Here is a 19,736-nt window from a genome sequence, read left to right on the forward strand (position 1 = left end):
GCGCCCGCTCCGACGCGGCGTCGTCCATGCCGAGCGCCCGCCGGTAGGTCTCCCGACACTGCTTCTGACCCGGCTGCGGTCGGTGCTACCCGGCGTGCCGGGCCGGCGCGGGCCGGCACGGGCCGGAGCCGGGATGCCCGGTCACGCCAGACCGGCGCGTCGGAGGGCATCGGCCAGCGCGGTGTCGGCCGACGGTGTCCCGCCACCCCGGCCCTGCCGTTGCTGCCCGCCGCCCTGCCCGCCCTGCCCGCCGCGCCCGCCGCCCTGCCGTTGCTGCCCGCCGCCGCTCTGCCCGCCGCGTGCGCCGCCCTGCCGCTGTTGCCCGCCGCCGCTCTGCCCGCCGTGTGCGCCGCCGTCCTGGCCACGGCTCCGGGGGTCGCCAGGGCCACGGCGCTGACCGTCGGCGCCCGGCTCGTCCTCCAGACGTAGCGTCAGTGAGATGCGCTTACGAGGCACGTCCACGTCGAGCACCTTGACCCGGACCACGTCGCCGGACTTCACCACCTCGCGGGGGTCCTTGACGAAGGTGTGGGACATCGCCGAAACGTGCACGAGGCCGTCCTGGTGGACCCCGACGTCGACGAACGCGCCAAAGGCGGCCACGTTGGTGACCACGCCCTCCAGCAGCATCCCCGGGGTCAGGTCGCCGATCTTCTCCACGCCGTCGGCGAAGGTCGCGGTGCGGAATTCCGGGCGAGGGTCGCGGCCCGGCTTCTCCAGCTCGGCCAGGATGTCGGTGACCGTGGGCAGGCCGAACCGCTCGTCGACGAAGTCGGTGGCCCGCAGCCCGCGCAGGATGGTGCTCCGGCCGATCAGGGAGCGCAGGTCCTGGCCGGTGCTGGCCAGGATCCGGCGCACCACCGGGTACGACTCCGGGTGCACGCTGGAGGAGTCCAGCGGATCGTCTCCCTCGGGGATGCGCAGGAAGCCGGCGCACTGCTCGAACGCCTTGGGGCCGAGCCGGGCCACCTTCTTCAGCTCCGAACGGCTGCGGAACGGGCCGTTGGCGTCCCGGTGCAGCACGATGTTCTCCGCAAGGCCGGCGCCGATGCCGGAGACCCGGGTCAGCAGGGGAGCGGACGCGGTGTTCACGTCCACGCCGACCGCGTTCACGCAGTCCTCGACCACGGCGTCCAGCGAGCGGGAGAGCTTCACCTCGGACAGGTCGTGCTGGTACTGGCCGACGCCGATCGACCGCGGGTCGATCTTCACCAGCTCGGCGAGCGGGTCCTGCAGACGGCGGGCGATGGAGACCGCGCCGCGCAGCGACACGTCCAGCCCGGGCAGCTCCTGTGAGGCGTACGCGGAGGCGGAGTAGACCGAGGCGCCGGCCTCGGAGACGACGACCTTCGTGAGCTTCAGCTCCGGGTGCCGCTTGATCAGATCCCCGGCGAGCTTGTCGGTCTCCCGGCTGGCGGTGCCGTTGCCGATCGCGATCAGCTCGACGGCGTGTGCCCCCGCCAGCCGGGCGAGGGTGTCGAGCGAGGCGTCCCACTGCCGGCGTGGCTCGTGCGGGTAGATCGTGTCGGTGGCGACGACCTTGCCGGTGGCGTCGACCACGGCGACCTTGACGCCGGTGCGCAGGCCCGGGTCCAGCCCCATTGTCGGCCGGGCGCCGGCGGGGGCGGCGAGCAGCAGGTCGCGCAGGTTCGTGGCGAAGACCCGCACGGCCTCCTCCTCGGCCGCCTGCCACAGCCGCATCCGCAGGTCCGCCGCCAGGTGGATGAGGATCCGGGTGCGCCACGCCCAACGCACCGTGTCGGCCAGCCAGCGGTCACCCGGGCGGCCGACGTCGCGGACACCGAACCGCCCGGCGATCACCGCCTCGTACCGGCTCGGACCGGCCGGGGTGGCGTCGGAGTCGCCCTCGGACTCCGGGGCCATCGTCAGGTCGAGCACGCCCTCCTTCTCGCCCCGCAGCATCGCCAGGATCCGGTGCGACGGCAGCTTCGGGTACGGCTCGGCGAAGTCGAAGTAGTCGGCGAACTTGGCGCCGACGGACTCCTGGCCGTCGCGTACCCGGGAGACCAGCCGGCCCCGTGACCACATCTGCTCGCGCAGCGTGCCGATGAGGTCGGCGTCCTCGGCGAAGCGTTCGATGAGGATGGCCCGCGCCCCCTCGAGAGCGGCGGCGGCGTCGGCCACCCCCCGCTCGGCGTCGACGAAGGCGACGGCCCGATCCCGGGGGTCCTGCCCCGGGTCGGCCAGCAGCGTCTCGGCCAGGGGCTCCAGCCCGGCCTCGCGGGCGATCTGCGCCCGGGTGCGCCGCTTCGGTTTGTAGGGCAGGTAGATGTCCTCCAGCCGGGACTTCGAGTCGGCCGCCAGGATCCGTGCCTCCAGGGCCTCGTCGAGCCTGCCCTGGGCGCGGATCGACTCCAGCACGGCGGCGCGGCGCTCGTCCAGCTCACGCAGGTAGCGCAACCGCTCGTCCAGGGTGCGTAGCTGGGCGTCATCGAGCAGGCCGGTGGCCTCCTTGCGGTAGCGGGCGATGAACGGCACGGTGGAGCCGCCGTCGAGCAGTTCCACGGCCGCCCGGACCTGACGCTCGGCGACGCCGAGCTCGTCGGCGATCCGCTGGTGCACAGACTGGGTCACGATCTTGATCCGCCTTCGAAAGTGGGTTCCGCTCTGCATTGTGCCGCCCCACCCCGACGGAACTCGCCGCAGGCTGCGCTAGCGTGGCGATCATGGAAACTCCCGCTGACCCGCGGGCTCGGCGGCTGTTCGGCGGCAGTGCGCGGGCCCTCGGCGACCTCGCCGGCAGCCCGTTCCGGGCGGACCGGGACCGGATCGTGGCTTCGCCCCTCTTCGCCCGGCTGGGCGGGGTCACCCAGGTGATCAGCCCCGGCGGCTCCGGCCTGCTGGTGCACAACCGGCTCACCCACAGCCTGAAGGTCGCCCAGGTGGCCCGGGCGGTCGCCGAGCGGCTCACCGCCGACGAGCGCCGTCGCGACCTGCTGGACTCCCTCGGTGGTTGCGACCCGGACGTGGTGGAGGCCGCCGCGCTCGCCCACGACCTCGGGCACCCGCCCTTCGGGCACCTCGGCGAGCGGGTGCTCGACCGGCTGGCCCGGCAGCGGCTCGGCCTGGCGGACGGGTTCGAGGGCAACGCCCAGTCGTACCGGATCGTCACCAGCACCGAGATCCGGGGGACGGCGACCACCGGGCTGGACCTGACCGCAGCGGTCCGGGCGGCTCTGCTGAAGTACCCGTGGACCCGGCTGGACCACCCCGACCCGCACCCCCGGCACCTCGACCCGCCGCCCCGGGGCGCGTCGGCGCCGCCGGAGGACCCGGACAGCGGCTCGTCCAAGTTCGGCGCGTACCGCACCGAGCTGGACGACCTGCGCCAGGCCCGGGAGCCGTTCGCCGGGAAGATCGCCGACTGGCAGCAGACTGTCGAGGCGTCGGTGATGGACACCGCCGACGACATCGCGTACGCCATCCACGACGTCGAGGACTTCTACCGGGTCGGGGTGCTGCAGCAGGGCGCGGTGGCCGCCGAGCTGACGGCCTGGCAACGGGAGAGCGGGCACTTCCGGGCGGTCACCGAACCGGCACTGGCCGGCGCGACCGCGCGGCGGCCCGGCGCGGCGATCGAGCGGCTACGCCGGCAGTTGCACCGGAAGGACGGCTGGATCGCCGACGACGAGGCGTTCGCCGCCGCCGTGGAGCACGTTCGGCAGGAACTGGTCGAGGGGCTGCTCGCGATGCCGTTCGACGGCTCGGTGGAGGCCGAGCAGTACGTGGCCCGGTTCTCTGCGCGGTGGACCACCCGGTTCGTCGACGCCATCGCCGTCACCGACGCCCCGTCGGTGCGCTCCGGGCATGTGCTGCTGGCCCCCGCGCAGTGGCACGAGGTGCAGGTGCTCAAGTTCGTCCATCACCGGTTCGTGCTGGCCCGGCCGGACCTCGCCCTGCACCAGCGGGGGCAGGCCCGGCTGCTGGGCACCCTGGTGGAGGCGCTCTGGGAATGGCTGCTCGATCCGGCGGAGGAGTCCCGCCTCCCGCGCCGGCTGCACGACCTTGTCGAGCTGGCCGAGGCGGAGTTGCACCCGCGCACCTCCGACCGGATCGGCCGGGCCCGGGGCCGGGCGATCATCGACTTCGTCGCGCAGCTCACCGACGGACAGGCGGTGGCGATGCTGGACGCCCTCTCCGGCCGTTCCGGCGCGCTCTGGACCGACGCGTTCGTACTTTGACCCGCAAATACACCCGTCGTTGGCGTTTTGTCTGATCTGATGTCCCTGTTGCTGAGAGCCGCCGGGACACCCGGCCCTGCCGTGCCGCTGCGCCGGGGCGGCGCCACGCGAGAGGAGCCGGGATGGCGAAACGGATTGTGTGGATCAGTTTCGACACCGCCTCGAAGGCCTGCCTGGAAGTGGCGGCGGAGGCGGGGGCAGAGATCGCCGGCATCGTCTCCCTTCCGGGGCCGGTGCGCCCGGAAGTCTCGGGCATGTGCCGTTTCGACGACGTGGCCGACCGGTTCGGAGCCCAGCTGATCGAGACGCGGAACGTGAACGACCCCGAGAGCGTCGCGGCGGTACGTCGGCTCGAACCGGACATGATCTGGGTGGTCGGTTGGTCCCAGCTCGTCCGCGAGGAACTGCTGGCGGTACCGTCGCAGGGCACCTTCGGCATGCACCCGACGCTGCTGCCGAGACACCGCGGTCGCGCACCCATCGTGTGGACCATTCTGAACGGGCTCACCCGCACCGGCGTCACTCTGTTCGAGATCCCGGACGCCACCGCGGACTCCGGCGCCATCGTGGGCCAGGTCGACGTCGACGTCGCGCCCGATGAGACCGCGAGCACCCTGTACGGGAAGCTGGCCGCCGCCGAGCGGGAGCTGGTCCGGGTCTACTTCCCGCAACTCGCCGCGGGGTCGGCGCCCCGGATCCGGCAGGACCCGAAGCGGGTCAGCCAGTGGCCCCGACGGGTTCCCGCCGACGGACTGATCGACTGGGACACCCGGGCTGGCTACCTCGACGCCTGGGTGAGAGCCCAGACCCGGCCGTATCCGGGCGCCTTCACCTGGCTCGGTGACCGCCGGGCGGTCATCTGGAACGCCCGCCCCGAGCCGGCAGCCGGGCAGGTCCCGGCGGGCACCGTCCTGGCCCACCGCCCGGACGGGGTCCTGGTGGCCGCCGGCGAGGGCGCGCTCCTGGTGCGCGAGGCGTCGCTCGACGACGGTCCCGGACTGCGGGGTGCCGACCTGCATCCGGTGCTGCCCTGCGGGACGGTGCTCGGATGAACGCGCGGCGCGTGCTCGTCGTCGCCGCCCACCCCGACGACGAGATTCTCGGCATGGGCGGCACCATCGCGTGGCACACCGACCGGGGTGATGCCGTGCGCATCTGCTGCGTCACCGACGGATCGTCCACGCAGTACGCGGGAAACCCGGAGATCCTGCGGCAGAAGCAGCAGGAGGCGCGCAAGGCGGCGGAGGTCCTCGGAGTCAGCGACTACGTCCACCTGGATCTTCCCGACATGCGGCTGGACACCCTGCCCCACGTGGACGTCAACCGGGTCGTCGAACGGCAGGTCGCCGAGTTCCAGCCGGACACGGTCTACTCGGTGCAGGGCGATGTGAACCTCGATCACCGGACGGTGTTCGAGTCGGTGGCGGTGGCTACCCGGCCGGTCCCCGGCCAGACGGTACGTCGGGTCCTCACCTACGCACCCACCTCCAGTACGGAGTGGACGCCCGCCCCGGTGACCTGGTGGCAGCCGAACTGGTTCGTCGACATAACCGCCACCCTCGAGCGCAAGTTGGAGGCGTTCCGGCACTACCAGAGCGAGTGGCGGGACTGGCCGCACCCCCGCAACGACCGTGCCCTGCGAGTGCACGCCGAGCACTGGGGCACGGTCGTCGGGCGGGAGGCGGCCGAGCCCTTCATGCTTGTCCGTTGTGTCGAGGTGGCCTGACCGGCAGCACGGCACGGTCAACCAGCGGCGCCGACACGGTGGCGCTGCCTGGGAGGGAAGGGGCGCGGTGCTGGATCTGGTGATCATCGGTGCCGGCGGTTTCGGCCGGGAGGTCCTGGGTATCGTCCGAGCGATCAACGAGGCGTCCCGGGACGTCCGATGGCGCGTTCTGGGCTTCGTGGACGACAGCCCCGGTGAGGCCGACCTCAAGCGAATCCAGCGGCTCGATGCCGCGTACCTCGGCCCGATCGACTCGCTGGTGGGCCAGCCCGCCACCACGCACGTCACCATCGGCGTCGGCGAACCAGCGGTTCGCCAGAAGATCGACGACAGGATCCGGGGGTACGGGCTGCCAGCGGCCACCATCGTCCACCCGGCCGCCGAGATCGGCGCGGACTGCGTGTACCAGGAAGGACTGGTCGCCGCCGGCGGCGTCCGGGTGACGACGAACGTCGAGCTGGGCCGGCACGTCCACCTCAACCTGAACGTGACGGTCGGTCACGACTGCACCCTGGGGGATTTCGTCTCGGTGAATCCGTTGGCGGCGATCTCCGGTAACTGCCGACTGGAGTCGGTCGTGCTGATCGGGACGACCGCGGCGCTGCTGGAGTGGGTGACGGTGGGCAGGGGCTCGACGGTGGGTGCCGGGGCCTGTGTCGTCCGCGACGTCCCGACGGGCGTGGTGGTGAAGGGTGTGCCGGCCCGCTGAGCTGGGCGGGGTGCCCTGCTCGGGCCGGCGTCCGGAAGCGGACACATCGGTTGGGCGGGTAGGCGACCAGTGACTCAGGCGACCGTCTGCCACCAGCCGTCGACGGGCGGCGGGTCGTCCACCACGACGCGCTCGCCGGGACGGGGCACGGCGAGTCGTACGTCGCGGGCCTTCGCCTCGGCCCAGACCCGGTCGACGGGCTCGGACCAGTCGTGCAGGGCCAGGTTGAACGTCGCCCAGTGCACCGGCACGAGCAGCCCGCCACGCAGGTCGAGGTGGGCGGCGACGGCCTCCTCGGGGAACATGTGGATGCTCGGCCACGCGTGGTCGTACGCCCCGATCTGCATCAGCGTGACGTCGAAGGGCCCGTGCCGCTCGCCGATCTCGGCGTAGCCGTCGAAGTAGCCCGAGTCGCCGGTGTAGAAGACCCTGCGGTGCGCCCCGGCGATCACCCAGGAACTCCAGAGCGTGCCGTCGCGGCGCAGCCCCCGGCCGGAGAAGTGCTGGGCGGCGGTGGCGGTGATCTCCAGCCCCGCCACCCGGTGGCTCTCCGACCAGTCCAGCTCGACGATCCGCTCCGCCGGTACGCCCCAGCGGTCCAGGTGCGCGCCCACCCCGAGCGGGACCAGGAACGGCGCCGACCCGCCGTTCAGCAGAGCGCGGACGGTCGCCATGTCGAGGTGGTCGTAGTGATCGTGGGAGATCAGGACCGCGTCGACCGGGGGCAGTTCGTCGAGGCCTACCGGTGGCTCGTGCAGGCGGCGCGGCCCGACCAGGTTCGACGGCGAGCACCGCTCGCTCCACACCGGGTCGAGCAGGATCCGCCGGCCCTCGATCTCGATCAGCGCGGAGGCGTGGCCGTACCAGACGACGTTCAGCTCGCGGGCGGCGTCGGCGGCCGGGACGGCACCGGGACGCACCAGCGGCACGGCGAGACCGGGCCGGCGCCGCTGCTTGCCGAAGATCAGCTCACGGATCAGGTTGCGGTCGGGAGCGCCGGCCATCGAGCGGCTGCCACCCGGGTTGTGGAAGGTGCCGTCGCGGAACCGGGGCGAGCGGGCGGCCCGCTGTGCGCGGGCGCCGGTGAGCCGCCCGCCGAGGGCCGCGGGCACGTCCCGGGCCACCCACGCGAGCCCGGCCAGCGCGGCCAGCCCGGCCGCGCCGCGCAGCCGCCGCCCGAGCGTCCGGTCCAGTCCCGCGCGTCGTGCTGGTGCGCCCATCCGCCGTCCCTCCGCCGTGTCCCGTCGTACACGGTAGCCCGGTGGCCGCGGCGACGCCGGGGAAGGTCGCAGGGCCCGCCGTGTCGGCGGGCCCTGCGGTGGTGGGGCGGCTCAGCCGCCGTTGCTGGGCCGCTGGGTCATCGGCCGGTGGGTGATGCCGGTGCCGGCGAGGCGGTCGACCACGTTGAGGAAGCGCCGGCCCATCTTCGCCCGGGCCTCGACGGCGGGATGCGTCGCACCGTAGTCGTCCGCCTCAGCCTGCCCGTGGGCGAAGAGGGCGTACGTCAGCACGGGCGCGCCGGCGGCGTCGAAGATCACGCCGGCCTCGTGGCGGGCGTCGGCGTACCAGCCGGCCTTCGTGGCGATCCGGGCCCGCTCGGTGGAGGACATCACCCGCCGGATCCCGTCGGTGTACGCGACGGGTGCGCGGAGCTGCCGCAGCACGAACGCCGTGCTGGCCGGCGAGAGCAGCGTGCCGCCCACGAGGGCGCGCAGCAGGTCGTGCGTCTCCCGCGGGGTGCTGGTGCCGAGGAAGAACCGGTTGGGGTTGGTCACCGGCTCGACCTGCGTGTTCGGGAAGCCCTTGCCGCGCAGGATCGCGTTGAGCTCGGCGGCCGGGCAGACCAGGCCGCAGAGCCGGACCGCCGTGTCGTCGGAGACGGTCAGCAGGTTGGCCAGCACGTGGCCGAGCGTCACGGAACTCGGGTACGCCCCGTCGAGGCTGAAGATGCCGTCGCCGCCGGGCACCACGATCGCGGCGGTCACCTCGACCCGCTGGTCGAGCGTCAGCAGCCCCCGGTCGACCTTGTCGAGCACCGCCGTGGCCACCGCGATCTTGTTGACGCTGTAGGCCTCGATCCGCCCGTCCGGCTCGTCGGAAACGGCCACCACCGGCGGCCCGGCCGGGTCGGCGACGCTGACGTACGCCCGCCAGTCACCGCCGGCGAGCGCGGTCTGCTCGGCGTACCTCGCGGCCACCCGGGTGGCGGCCCGCGCAGGTGTCGTCGCAGCCGGTTCGGCGACCTCGGGGGCGGCGGACGCCGGCGAGACGGCGCCGAGCACCGTGCCGGCCGTGGCCACCGTGCCCAGTCCCAGTGCGGTCCTGCGGTTCACCCGGATAGTCAATTGGTTCTCCCCGTCGTGGTGGGCCGGAGTCATCCCCGGCCCACCACCCTAGGAGAGACGATCGGCGCCCGTGGCCCCGTGCGCGGGCCACCGCGGTCGCCGAGGACCGTTGCCGCTGGTCACGGCCACCGCCGAAAATCAGGGCGCGAGCACGACCTTGACGCAGCCGTCCTCCTTCTTCTGGAACATCTCGTACGCCTGCGGCGCCTGCGCCAGCGGCACCCGGTGGGTGCGCAGGTCCTCCACGCCCAGCGGGTCGTCGTCACCGGAGAGCAGCGGAATGATCTCGTCGGTCCACCGGCGGACGTGGCACTGCCCCATCCGTAGCTGGATGCCCCGGTCGAACATCTCCATCAGGGGCATCGGGTCGACCTCGCCGCCGTAGACGCCGGAGATGGAGACGGTCCCGCCCCGGCGGACGGCCTTCATGGCGGCCTTGAGCACGACCAGCCGGTCGACGCCCGCCTTGTCGGTCATGGTCCCGGCGAGCTTGTCGGGCAGCAGCCCGGCGGCGGTCTGGGCGAGCTTTCCGACGGGCGCCCCGTGGGCCTCCATGCCGACGGCGTCGATGACCGCGTCGGGGCCGCGCCCGTCGACGAGGTCGATGAGGGCGCTCGGCACGTCGTCCAGCTCGTTGACGTCGAGCACCTCGATGCCGTGCCGGCGGGCCATCGCCAGCCGCTCCGGCACGAGGTCCAGCCCGATCACCCGGCCCGCGCCGAGGTGCCGCCCGATGCGGGCGCAGAGCTGTCCCACCGGCCCGAGCCCGAAGACGGCGAGGGTGCCGCCGGGTGGGGTGTCGGCGTACTTCACCGCCTGCCAGGCGGTCGGCAGGATGTCGGAGAGGTAGAGCCAGCGTTCGTCGGGCCCGGCGTCGGGAACCTTGATCGGGCCGAACTGCGCGTGCGGCACCCGCAGGTACTCCGCCTGCCCGCCGGGCACCGAGCCGTAGAGCGAGGTGTAGCCGAACAGCGAGGCGCCCTTGCCCTCGGCGGTGACCTGGGTGGTCTCGCACTGTGCGTAGAGCTGCCGGTCGCACATCCAGCAGGAGCCGCAGGAGATGTTGAACGGCACCACCACCCGGTCGCCCGGCCTGAGCCGGGTCACCCCGGCGCCCACCTCCTCGACGATGCCCATCGGCTCGTGCCCGAGGACGTCACCGGGCTTCAGGTACGGCCCGAGCACCTCGTACAGGTGCAGGTCGGAGCCGCAGATCGCGGTCGAGGTGATCCGGACGATCGCGTCCGTCGGCTCCTCGATCCGTGGATCGGGCACCTCCTCGACCCGTACGTCCCGCTTGCCCTGCCAGGTCAGTGCCTTCATGTCCCGCTGTCCCTCCTCGTCGCCGTCTCCGGTCTGCTACCCGCGCAGGGCGGGTTGAACCGGCGACGTCGCCGCGGCAGGGGGCGGCGGGTGACGCCGCCCGTCGACCTGACGCGGCGGCGGGTCGGGCACGGACGGGCCGCCGCACCCCGTGGTGGGACGCGGCGGCCCTTGGTGGCTGCTCTCCGGCGCGGCGGCGGGTCAGGATCCGGGGGTGTTGTCGCCCCGCTTCGACGTGGCCATCAGGAAGTCGCGGTTGAGCCGGCCGATGGTGTTCAGCGGGATGCCCTTCGGGCAGACCACGGTGCACTCACCGGCGTTGGTGCAGCCGCCGAAGCCGGCCTCGTCGTGCGCGTCCACCATGCCGATCACCCGGGTGTGGCGCTCCGGCTGGCCCTGCGGCAGCAGCGAGAGCTGGGTGACCTTCGCGGCGGTGAAGAGCATGCCGGAGCCGTTGGGGCAGGCGGCCACGCAGGCGCCGCAGCCGATGCACTCGGCCGCCTCGAAGGCGGCGTCGGCGTTGGCCTTGGCGACCGGGGTGGAGTGGGCCTCGGGGGCGCTGCCGGTCGGCGCGGTGATGTAGCCGCCGGCAGCGATGATCTTGTCAAAGGCGCCCCGGTTGACCACCAGGTCCTTGATGACCGGGAAGGCCCGGGCGCGCCACGGCTCGATGTCGATCGTCTCGCCGTCGGAGAACTGCCGCATGTGCAGCTGGCAGGCGGTGGTGCCGCGCTGCGGCCCGTGCGCGTCGCCGTTGATCATCAGGCCGCACATGCCGCAGATGCCCTCGCGGCAGTCGTGGTCGAACGCGACCGGCTCGTCGCCCGCGAGGATCAGCCGCTCGTTGAGTACGTCGAGCATCTCCAGGAAGGACATGTCCGGGGAGACGTCGTCGACCTTGTAGGTCACCATCCGACCCTTGTCCTCGGGGCCGGACTGCCGCCAGATGCGCAGGGTCAGGTTCACTTGTAGCTCCGCTGCGTGGGGTGGACGTATTCGAAGTTCAGGTCTTCCTTGTGCAGCACGGCCGGCTCCCCGGTGGCGGTGAACTCCCAGGCCGCCACGTACGCGAAGCGCTCGTCGTCGCGCTCCGCCTCGCCCTCGGGCGTCTGGTGCTCGGCGCGGAAGTGACCGCCGCAGGACTCCTCGCGGTGCAGGGCGTCGACGCACATCAGCTCCGCCAGCTCGAAGAAGTCGGCCACCCGGCCGGCCTTCTCCAGCGACTGGTTGAGCCCCTCGCCGCTGCCGGGCACCTTGACCCGCTGCCAGAACTGCTCGCGCAGGGCGCGGATCTCGTCGATCGCCTTGCGCAGCCCGGCCTCGCTGCGCTCCATGCCGCAGTGTTCCCACATGATCTGGCCCAGCTCGCGGTGGAACGAGTCGACGGTCCGGTCCCCGTCGACGGCCAGCAGCCGCTGGATGCGGTCCTCGACGTCGGCGCGCGCCCGCACGGCCGCCGGGTGCGTGGCGTCGACCTTCTCCAGCGGGTGGGACGCCAGGTAGTGGGCGACGGTGTTCGGCAGCACGAAGTAGCCGTCGGCCAGGCCCTGCATCAGCGCCGAGGCGCCGAGGCGGTTCGCGCCGTGGTCGGAGAAGTTCGCCTCGCCGATCACGAAGAGGCCCGGGATGGACGACTGGAGGTCGTAGTCGACCCAGAGGCCGCCCATCGTGTAGTGCACGGCGGGGTAGATGCGCATCGGGACCTCGTACGGGTCCTCGCCGGTGATCCGCTCGTACATCTCGAAGAGGTTGCCGTACTTGGCCTCGATGGCCTTGCGGCCGAGCCGGTTGATCGCGTCGGCGAAGTCCAGGTAGACGCCGAGCCCGCTCTGGCCGACGCCGCGCCCCTCGTCGCAGACGTTCTTGGCGGCGCGGGAGGCGATGTCGCGGGGGACCAGGTTGCCGAAGGAGGGGTAGATCCGCTCCAGGTAGTAGTCCCGCTCGTCCTCGCCGATGTCCTTCGGGCTGCGGGCGTCGCCCTTGGCCTTGGGCACCCAGACCCGGCCGTCGTTACGCAGCGACTCGCTCATCAGGGTCAGCTTCGACTGGTGGTCGCCGGAGACCGGGATGCAGGTCGGGTGGATCTGCGTGTAGCAGGGGTTGGCGAAGTACGCGCCCTTGCGGTGGGCCCGCCAGGTGGCGGTGACGTTGCAGCCCTTGGCGTTGGTGGAGAGGTAGAAGACGTTGCCGTAGCCGCCGGAGGCGAGCACGACCGCGTCGGCGAACTCGCAGGTGATCTCGCCGGTGACCATGTCCCGGACCACGATGCCCCGGGCCCGGCCGTCGACGATGATCAGCTCCAGCATCTCGTGCCGGGTGTTCATCTCCACGTTGCCGAGGCCGATCTGCCGCTCCAGCGCCTGGTACGCGCCGAGCAGCAGCTGCTGGCCCGTCTGGCCCCGGGCGTAGAAGGTGCGCTGCACCTGCGCGCCGCCGAAGGAGCGGGTGTCCAGCAGGCCGCCGTACTCGCGGGCGAACGGGACGCCCTGGGCGACGCACTGGTCGATGATGTTGACCGAGACCTCGGCCAGTCGGTGCACGTTCGACTCCCGGGAGCGGAAGTCGCCGCCCTTGACGGTGTCGTAGAAGAGCCGGTGCACCGAGTCGCCGTCGTTGCGGTAGTTCTTGGCGGCGTTGATGCCGCCCTGCGCCGCGATGGAGTGCGCCCGGCGCGGGCTGTCCTGGTAGCAGTAGGACCTGACCCGGTAGCCCTGCTCGGCGAGCGTGGCGGCGGCCGAGCCGCCGGCCAGGCCGGTGCCGACCACGATCACGGTCAGCTTGCGGCGGTTGGCCGGGTTGACCAGCTTGGCCTCGAAGCGGCGGCGTTCCCAGCGGGTCTCGATCGGGCCGTCGGGAGCCTTGGTGTCGGCGATCGGGTCGCCCTCGGTGTAGAGATCCATGTCAGGACACCAATCCGGTGAGTACGGCGAACGGGACCGCCAGGTAGCCGGCGCAGAGCGCCACGGAGAAGCCGAGGGCCGCGGCCCGGGCCCGCCGCTCGCCGCGGGGGCTCTGCTGGCCCAGGCTGCGCAGCGCGCTGAACAGGCCGTGGCGCAGGTGGAAGCCGAGGCTGACGACCGCCAGGGTGTAGAAGAGCGTGACGTACCAGCGCTCCGGGGCGAAGTCGGCGACCACGTTGGCGTACGGCCGGGCGGGGTCGCCGACGGGGTTCAGCGTGCCGGTGGTGAGGTCCAGGATGTGGTAGATCACGAAGAGCAGGATGATCACGCCGCCCCAGCGCATCGTGCGGGCCGCGTAGCTGCCCCGGACCTTCTTGCGGTGCGCGTACCGCACGGGGCGGGCGGCGCGGGCGCGCAGGGCGAGGGTGGTCGCGGCCCAGATGTGACCGGCCACCGCGACCAGCAGGCCGATCCGCATGATCCACAGGAACCACACGCCGGGCAGCACCGGGGCGCCGATCTCGCGCAGCCAGTGCGCGTAGTGCTCGAAGGAGGCCGCCCCCGTGAAGATCTTCAGGTTGCCGAGCATGTGCGCGACGAGGAACGACACCAGGATGATGCCCGTCACCGCCATGACGGCCTTCAGACCGACGCTGGAACGGATGGGCGACCGAGTTCTCGTGATTACCACCCGATCGACGCTAGGAGGACATGATTCAGTCGTCCAATGCATCGACCTCGCAGTCTTCATAGCTATAAGCTATGTAGATGCAGCTCCATCAGCTGAGGTACTTCGTAGCTGTGGCGGAAGTACGACATTTCACCCAAGCCGCCGACATCGTCGGCATCACCCAACCATCGTTGAGTAAGCAAATTCACGCCCTGGAAGACGGCCTCGGCGCCCCCCTGTTCGAGCGGCTGCGGGGAAACATCACCCTCACCGCCGCCGGCGAGGCCCTGCTCCCGCTGGCCCGGCGGATCCTGGCCGACGTGGACACCGCGACCCGCGAGGTGCAGGAACTGGTCGGCCTGCGCCGGGGCCGGGTCCGGCTCGGCGCCACCCCCAGCCTGGCCACCTCGCTCGCCCCGCCGGTGCTGCGCCGCTTCCGCGACGCCCACCCCACAATCGACCTGCGGGTGGAGGAGAGCGGCTCGCAGGACCTGGTCCGCGGCCTGCTGCGCGGCGACCTCGACCTGGCGCTGATCATCATGCCGGCGCAGGGCACCGACCCCGGGCTGCGCGCCGACCCCGTCCTGCGCGAGAGCCTGGTTGTCGCCTCGGTCGAGGCGCTGCCGGCGGCCGCCGGCACCGGCCAGTTGCGCGTCGCCGACCTGCGCGACCAGCCGATGGTGATGTTCCGCGAGGGCTACGACCTGCGCGACGCCACCCTCCAGGCCTGCCGGGAGGCCGGCTTCGAACCGACCATCGCCGTCGACGGCGGGGAGATGGACGCCGTGCTGAGCTTCGTCGAGGCCGGGCTGGGCGTCGCGCTCGTCCCCGGCATCGTGGTGGCCCGCCGTCCGGGCGTGCGCGTCACCCGGCTGGCCCCGCCCGGCGTACGGCGGACCATCGCCGTCGCCCGGCGCCGCGACGTGGTGCCCACCCACGCCGGCCGGGAACTGCGCCGGATACTGCTGGACTACGTCCGCGACGCCAGCATCGGCGGCGACCTGCCGCCGGGCGTCGAGCCGCTCTGACCGCCCGTGGTGGAGTCGGCCGCCGGCGGCGCGTCCTCGCCTGCGGCACCCGCCGCCGATCGCCAGTTCTGAATTGATCGAAGCCCGACGCATCGGCTACTGTGCCCGCCGTGAATCGTTTTAGGCTTACCTGCACCGTCGTGCTCTCCACCGCGCTGCTGGCCCTCGCGGGGTGTGGCGAAGAGGACAGCACGAGCACGGCCGACTCCGCGCCGTCCGCCTCCGCGGCCGCCACCTCGACGGCCCCTTCCGCCGCCGCGCCGTCCTCGTCGACGGGCGCCACCGGCGGGGCGAGCGACAAGGAGCTCTGCCAGAACGCCAAGTCCGCGGGAGACGAGATGAAGGGGGCCTTCCTCACTGCCATGCAGAGCGGCAAGGAGCCCGAGCCGGCCGTGTTCCAGGAGATCATGAAGGGCCTGGAGCAGAAGATGGTCACGGCGGCCAAGGCCGGAGGGGACGGCAAGGTGGCCGGCCTGATGCGGGACTTCGCCACGGAGGCCGCGAAGGTGGCGGCAGCCGCCGACCCGGGCACCGCCGCCGCGAGCCCCGCCTTCGAGAAGGTCGGCAAGGACCTGAGCGCCGCCTGCAAGGCGGTCGGGGTCAACGCCACCTTCTGATCGGCACCGCGTAGGCCGTCTCCCACCCCACTGCCCCCGCGAACCAGACCTGGTTCGCGGGGGCAGTGCCGCATCCGCGCGACCCCACCGCCCGGACCGCCGCGGGCCGAGGCTGGTGGCCCGCCCGAGAGCGCATCCGGTGGGTGCGCCCGCCACCGGGCGGCGGGTCCTACCGCCCTTCGGCCTCGTCCATCGCCCGGTAGATCCGTTGCTCCGACACCGGGTACGGGGTGCCCAGCGCCTGGGCGAAGACGTTCACCCGCAACTCCTCGATCATCCAGCGGACCTGCCGGACCGCGGCCGACTGCCGGCGGCTCGGCGGCAGCGCGGCGAGCATGTCCTGGTACTCCTTCTGCACCACCGCGACCCGGTCCTGCTGCTGCTTGTCGCGCTGCGGGTTGCCCGCCAGCCGGTCCAGCCGCCGCTCGATCGCGGTGAGGTAGCGCAGCAGGTCGGGCAGGCGCGCGTACCCGGTCTCGGTGACGAAGCCGGCGTGCACCAGGCCGGTGAGCTGCGCCCGGATGTCGGCCAACGCGGCCACCACCGCCAGGTTCCTGGTGGCACCCAGGCGCTGCTCGACCGCGTACGCCGCGGCGAGCACCTTCCGGACGCGGTCCATCACCTCGAGCACGGTGTCCACCAGGTCGGCCCGGACCCTCTCCCGCAGGGCGGCGAAGCCCTCGGCGTCCCAGGCCGGCCCGCCGGCGTCGCCGATCAGCTTGTCGATCGCCGCCCCGGCCGCGTCGGAGATCAGCTCCTGCACGCCGCCGTGCGGGTTGCGGCTCAGCGCCAGCTTCGCCTCGTTGCTCAGCCGGCCCTGGAGGAACTTCGCCGGCGACGGCACGGTCAACCGCAGCAGCCGCCGGGTGCCCGCCCAGTGCGCGGCCTCCTGCTCGGCCGGCGAGTCGAAGACCCGCACCCCGACCGTGTCGCCCTCGTCGACCAGGGCCGGGTACGCGGTCACCGCGTACCCGGCGCGGACCTGCTCGATGCTGCGCGGCAGGGTGCCGAGGCTCCACTCGCGCAGCCCGGTGCGGGCCACGTCGGGGGCGGCGGCGGCCACCACCTGGCGTACCTCCGCCTTGAGCTGGCGTTGCAGGGCCGGCAGGTCCTTGCCCTCGGCGACCGGTTTGTTCTCCTCGTCGAGCACCCGGAAGCGGACCCGCAGGTGCGCGGGGAGCCGCTCGGTGTCCCAGGCGTCGCGCGGCACTGTCACGCCGGTCATCCGGCGTAGCTGCCGGGTCAGCGCGTCCAGCAGGGGCTCCTCGCCGGCGGGCATCGCGGCCAGCGCCGCGCGGGCGTAGTCGGGCACCGGGACGAAGTTGCGACGCACCGCCTTGGGCAGCGAGCGGATCAGCGCGACGACGAGTTCCTCGCGCAGCCCGGGCACCTGCCAGTCGAAGCTCTCCGCCGGCACCTGGTTGAGCAGCGGCAGCGGGATGTCGACTGTCACGCCGTCGGTCGGGGTGCCCGGCTCGAACCGGTACGTCAGCGGCAGGTTCACCCCGTCGGCGGACCACTCGTCGGGGTAGTCGGCCTCGTCGACCCCGGTCCGGCCGGAGTTGACCAGCAGCTCCCGGGTGAAGGTGAGCAGGTCCGGCTGCTCCCGGCGGGCCTGCTTCCACCAGGAGTCGAAGTGCCGCCCGGAGACCACGTCGGCCGGGATCCGCGCGTCGTAGAAGTCGAAGACGGTCTCGTCGTCGACGAGGATGTCGCGGCGGCGGGCCCGGTGCTCCAGCTCCTCGATCTCCGTCAGCAGCCGCTTGTTGTCGGCCCAGAACCGGTGGTGCGTCTGCCAGTCGCCCTCGACGAGAGCGTGCCGGATGAACAGCTCCCGGGACAGCGCCGGGTCGATCCGACCGAAGTTGACCTTACGCGCGGTGACCAGCGGAATGCCGTAGAGCGTCACCTTCTCGTAGGCCATGACGGCGGCCTGCTTCTTCTCCCAGTGCGGCTCGCTGTAGCTGCGCTTGACCAGGTGCCCCGCGAGCGGCTCCACCCACTCGGGCTCGACCCGGCCGGCCACCCGGCCCCAGAGCCGGGAGGTCTCCACCAGCTCGGCCGCCATCACCCAGCGCGGCGGCTTGCGGAACAGCGCCGAGCCGGGGAAGAGCGCGAACTTCGCGCCCCGGGCGCCGAGATACTCGTGCTTCTGCGCGTCCTTGAGCCCGACGTGCGACAGCAGCCCGGTCAGCAGCGACTGGTGCACCTTCGGGGTGTCGATCTCGTCGGGCAGGTCCGCGCCGCCCCGGCGCCCGCCGCCGTCGGCCGTTCGCCCGGCGCCCTGCTCGGTGCTGCGCCGCAGCTGGCTGACGATGTCCTGCCACTCGCGTACCCGCAGGTAGTTGAGGTATTCGGCCTTGCACATCCGGCGGAACGCGCTGGAGGACAGCTCGCGCTGCTGATCGCGCAGGTGCCGCCACAGGTTGAGCAGCGTGACGAAGTCCGACTCGCGGTCGGTGAACCGGGCGTGCGCCTGGTCGGCCTGGGCCTGCTTGTCGGCGGGCCGCTCGCGCGGGTCCTGGATCGACAGCGCGGCGGCGATCACCGTCACCTCGGTGCCGCAGCCGTTGCGTTCGCCCTCGACGACCATCCGGGCCAGCCGGGGATCGACGGGGAGCTGGGCCAGCCGCCGGCCCAGCGGGGTGAGCCGCTTCGTCGGGTCGGCCTCGGCCGGGTCCAGCGCGCCCAGTTCGTGCAGCAGGTTGACCCCGTCGGTGACGTTGCGCCGGTCCGGCGGGTCGAGGAACGGGAACGCGGCGATGTCGCCGAGCCCGATGGAGGTCATCTGGAGGATGACGGAGGCGAGGTTGGTACGCAGGATCTCCGGGTCGGTGAACTCGGGGCGGGACAGGAAGTCCTGCTCGTCGTAGAGGCGTACGCAGATGCCGTCGGAGGTGCGTCCGCAGCGGCCCTTGCGCTGGTTGGCCGACGCCTGCGAGACCGGCTCGATGGGCAGCCGCTGCACCTTGAGCCGGCTGCTGTAGCGGGAGACGCGGGCCGTGCCCGGGTCCACCACGTACTTGATGCCGGGCACCGTCAGCGAGGTCTCCGCGACGTTGGTCGCGAGCACCACCCGGCGCCCGGCGTGCGGGGCGAAGACCCGGTGCTGCTCGGCGGAGGAGAGCCGGGCGTACAGCGGCAGGATCTCGGTGCCCCGCAGCGCCGGCTTCTTCTCCACCAGCCGGGCCAGCGCGTCCGCGGTGTCCCGGATCTCCCGCTCGCCGCTGAGGAAGACCAGGACGTCGCCGGGGCCCTCGGCGGCGAGTTCCTCGACGGCGTCGCCGATCGCCTGGATCTGGTCGCGGACGTTCTCCTCGTCGTCCCCGTCGTCCTCGCCCTCGGCCACCTCGACCAGCGGCCGGTAGCGCACCTCGACCGGGTACGTCCGCCCGGAGACCTCGACCACCGGCGCCGGTACGCCGTCCGGCTCGTCGGCGGTGGGCGGGCCGGCGAAGTGCCGGGCGAACCTGTCGGTCTCGATGGTCGCCGAGGTGATGACCACCTTGAGGTCGGGCCGGCGGGGGAGGAGCTGCCGCAGGTAACCGAGGATGAAGTCGATGTTCAGGCTGCGCTCGTGCGCCTCGTCGATGATCAGCGTGTCGTACTGGCGCAGCATCCGGTCGGTCTGCAACTCGGCGAGCAGGATGCCGTCGGTCATCAGCTTGACCAGGCTGCGGTCGCTCACCTGGTCGGCGAAGCGCACCTTGTAGCCGACCACGTCGCCCAGCTCGGTGCCGAGTTCCTCGGCGATGCGGTCCGCCACGGTGCGGGCGGCCAGCCGGCGCGGCTGGGTGTGCCCGATCAGGCCGGTGACGCCGCGCCCCAGCTCCAGGCAGATCTTCGGCAGCTGGGTGGTCTTGCCGGAGCCGGTCTCGCCGGCCACGATCACCACCTGGTGGTCGCGGATCGCGGCGGCGATGTCCTCGCGGCGTTCGCTCACCGGAAGCTGGGCCGGGTAGGTGAGGACCGGCACGGCGGCGCGGCGGGTCGCCAGCACCGCCTCGGCCCGCGCCACGTCGGCGGCGATCTCGCCGAGTGCCGTCTCCTGACGCTGCGGGTCACGCAGCCTGCGGAGGCCGTCCAGCCGCCGTTGCAGGCGCCGCTGGTCACGGAACATCAGGGGGCGGAGGCGGCGGTGCAGCTCGCGGACGGGATCGGTCGCGGCGGGTGCGGTTGGATTCTGCATGTCGTCGCCAAGGATAGGCAGCCCGCG

Annotated in this window: 14 protein-coding genes; 6 read left to right on the top strand and 8 right to left on the bottom strand. The window is 72.6% G+C overall.

Translation table 11 applies throughout. The features are described from left to right. Positions 1 to 141: 141 nt before the first annotated feature. Positions 142 to 2,634: a Tex family protein gene (locus ACQ452_RS09815; protein ID WP_433392447.1), complete on the bottom strand. Its 2,493-nt coding sequence runs from the start codon at positions 2,632 to 2,634 to the stop codon at positions 142 to 144. Positions 2,635 to 2,687: 53 nt separating this feature from the next. On the opposite strand from ACQ452_RS09815, the gene ACQ452_RS09820 reads away from it, so the two are divergent. The 4 genes from ACQ452_RS09820 to ACQ452_RS09835 all read left to right on the top strand — a co-directional run bounded on the left by ACQ452_RS09820 (position 2,688) and on the right by ACQ452_RS09835 (position 6,637). Continuing rightward, positions 2,688 to 4,202, top strand: coding sequence for a deoxyguanosinetriphosphate triphosphohydrolase family protein (locus tag ACQ452_RS09820; protein WP_433392448.1), 1,515 nt, complete (start codon positions 2,688 to 2,690; stop codon positions 4,200 to 4,202). Positions 4,203 to 4,324: 122 nt separating this feature from the next. Then, positions 4,325 to 5,254 (top strand): methionyl-tRNA formyltransferase, encoded by a 930-nt coding sequence (locus tag ACQ452_RS09825; RefSeq protein ID WP_433392450.1) that lies wholly within the window; start codon positions 4,325 to 4,327, stop codon positions 5,252 to 5,254. Continuing rightward, positions 5,251 to 5,928 carry a PIG-L deacetylase family protein gene (locus tag ACQ452_RS09830; protein ID WP_433392452.1) on the top strand — a complete coding sequence of 226 codons (678 nt, stop codon included), beginning with the start codon at positions 5,251 to 5,253 and terminating at the stop codon, positions 5,926 to 5,928. Before ACQ452_RS09825 ends, ACQ452_RS09830 begins: the two co-directional genes overlap by 4 nt. Positions 5,929 to 5,995: 67 nt before the next feature. Next, positions 5,996 to 6,637 carry a NeuD/PglB/VioB family sugar acetyltransferase gene (locus tag ACQ452_RS09835; RefSeq protein WP_433392454.1) on the top strand — a complete coding sequence of 214 codons (642 nt, stop codon included), beginning with the start codon at positions 5,996 to 5,998 and terminating at the stop codon, positions 6,635 to 6,637. 74 nt (positions 6,638 to 6,711) lie between these two features. Here ACQ452_RS09835 and ACQ452_RS09840 read toward each other — a convergent pair whose 3' ends face one another. The 6 genes from ACQ452_RS09840 to ACQ452_RS09865 form a co-directional block, all read right to left on the bottom strand. Then, the gene (locus ACQ452_RS09840) at positions 6,712 to 7,857 is read right to left on the bottom strand and encodes an MBL fold metallo-hydrolase (protein WP_433392455.1); all 1,146 of its coding nucleotides are present in this window, start codon (positions 7,855 to 7,857) and stop codon (positions 6,712 to 6,714) included. A gap of 111 nt (positions 7,858 to 7,968) precedes the next feature. Then, positions 7,969 to 8,970, bottom strand: a complete 1,002-nt coding sequence (locus ACQ452_RS09845) for a serine hydrolase (RefSeq protein ID WP_433392456.1) — start codon at positions 8,968 to 8,970, stop codon at positions 7,969 to 7,971. Between the two features lie 150 nt (positions 8,971 to 9,120). Then, positions 9,121 to 10,305 carry a zinc-dependent alcohol dehydrogenase gene (locus ACQ452_RS09850; RefSeq protein ID WP_433392458.1) on the bottom strand — a complete coding sequence of 395 codons (1,185 nt, stop codon included), beginning with the start codon at positions 10,303 to 10,305 and terminating at the stop codon, positions 9,121 to 9,123. Positions 10,306 to 10,506: 201 nt separating this feature from the next. Continuing rightward, the gene (locus ACQ452_RS09855) at positions 10,507 to 11,271 is read right to left on the bottom strand and encodes a succinate dehydrogenase/fumarate reductase iron-sulfur subunit (RefSeq protein ID WP_433392460.1); all 765 of its coding nucleotides are present in this window, start codon (positions 11,269 to 11,271) and stop codon (positions 10,507 to 10,509) included. After that, positions 11,268 to 13,205 (bottom strand): fumarate reductase/succinate dehydrogenase flavoprotein subunit, encoded by a 1,938-nt coding sequence (locus tag ACQ452_RS09860; RefSeq protein ID WP_433392462.1) that lies wholly within the window; start codon positions 13,203 to 13,205, stop codon positions 11,268 to 11,270. The genes ACQ452_RS09855 and ACQ452_RS09860 overlap by 4 nt, the downstream gene beginning before the upstream one ends. A gap of 1 nt (position 13,206) precedes the next feature. Then, entirely contained in the window at positions 13,207 to 13,839 is a 633-nt protein-coding gene (locus ACQ452_RS09865) for a succinate dehydrogenase cytochrome b subunit (protein WP_433394073.1), read from the bottom strand. Between the two features lie 134 nt (positions 13,840 to 13,973). Here ACQ452_RS09865 and ACQ452_RS09870 point away from each other — a divergent pair, with 134 nt between their 5' ends. Both ACQ452_RS09870 and ACQ452_RS09875 read left to right on the top strand, forming a co-directional pair. Beyond that, positions 13,974 to 14,903, top strand: a complete 930-nt coding sequence (locus ACQ452_RS09870) for a LysR family transcriptional regulator (protein ID WP_433392463.1) — start codon at positions 13,974 to 13,976, stop codon at positions 14,901 to 14,903. Positions 14,904 to 15,013: 110 nt separating this feature from the next. Then, positions 15,014 to 15,520, top strand: a complete 507-nt coding sequence (locus tag ACQ452_RS09875) for a hypothetical protein (protein ID WP_433392464.1) — start codon at positions 15,014 to 15,016, stop codon at positions 15,518 to 15,520. 169 nt (positions 15,521 to 15,689) lie between these two features. Here the strand turns inward: ACQ452_RS09875 and hrpA are convergent, their stop codons facing one another. After that, positions 15,690 to 19,709 carry an ATP-dependent RNA helicase HrpA gene (hrpA, locus tag ACQ452_RS09880; protein WP_433392465.1) on the bottom strand — a complete coding sequence of 1,340 codons (4,020 nt, stop codon included), beginning with the start codon at positions 19,707 to 19,709 and terminating at the stop codon, positions 15,690 to 15,692. Positions 19,710 to 19,736: the final 27 nt, after the last annotated feature.

The organism is Micromonospora sp. KLBMP9576, from assembly GCF_050941805.1.
In the GTDB taxonomy this organism is placed as follows: Bacteria; Actinomycetota; Actinomycetes; order Mycobacteriales; family Micromonosporaceae; genus Micromonospora.

What these genes read in the sequence shown, in the direction of transcription:
- ACQ452_RS09815 (WP_433392447.1), bottom strand. Translation starts at nt 2,634, where the DNA reads ATGCAGAGCGGAACCCACTTTCGAAGGCGGATCAAGATCGTGACCCAG.
- ACQ452_RS09820 (WP_433392448.1), top strand. Translation starts at nt 2,688, where the DNA reads ATGGAAACTCCCGCTGACCCGCGGGCTCGGCGGCTGTTCGGCGGCAGT.
- ACQ452_RS09825 (WP_433392450.1), top strand. Translation starts at nt 4,325, where the DNA reads ATGGCGAAACGGATTGTGTGGATCAGTTTCGACACCGCCTCGAAGGCC.
- ACQ452_RS09830 (WP_433392452.1), top strand. Translation starts at nt 5,251, where the DNA reads ATGAACGCGCGGCGCGTGCTCGTCGTCGCCGCCCACCCCGACGACGAG.
- ACQ452_RS09840 (WP_433392455.1), bottom strand. Translation starts at nt 7,857, where the DNA reads ATGGGCGCACCAGCACGACGCGCGGGACTGGACCGGACGCTCGGGCGG.
- ACQ452_RS09850 (WP_433392458.1), bottom strand. Translation starts at nt 10,305, where the DNA reads ATGAAGGCACTGACCTGGCAGGGCAAGCGGGACGTACGGGTCGAGGAG.
- ACQ452_RS09860 (WP_433392462.1), bottom strand. Translation starts at nt 13,205, where the DNA reads ATGGATCTCTACACCGAGGGCGACCCGATCGCCGACACCAAGGCTCCC.
- ACQ452_RS09865 (WP_433394073.1), bottom strand. Translation starts at nt 13,839, where the DNA reads ATGGCGGTGACGGGCATCATCCTGGTGTCGTTCCTCGTCGCGCACATG.
- ACQ452_RS09870 (WP_433392463.1), top strand. Translation starts at nt 13,974, where the DNA reads ATGCAGCTCCATCAGCTGAGGTACTTCGTAGCTGTGGCGGAAGTACGA.
- hrpA (WP_433392465.1), bottom strand. Translation starts at nt 19,709, where the DNA reads ATGCAGAATCCAACCGCACCCGCCGCGACCGATCCCGTCCGCGAGCTG.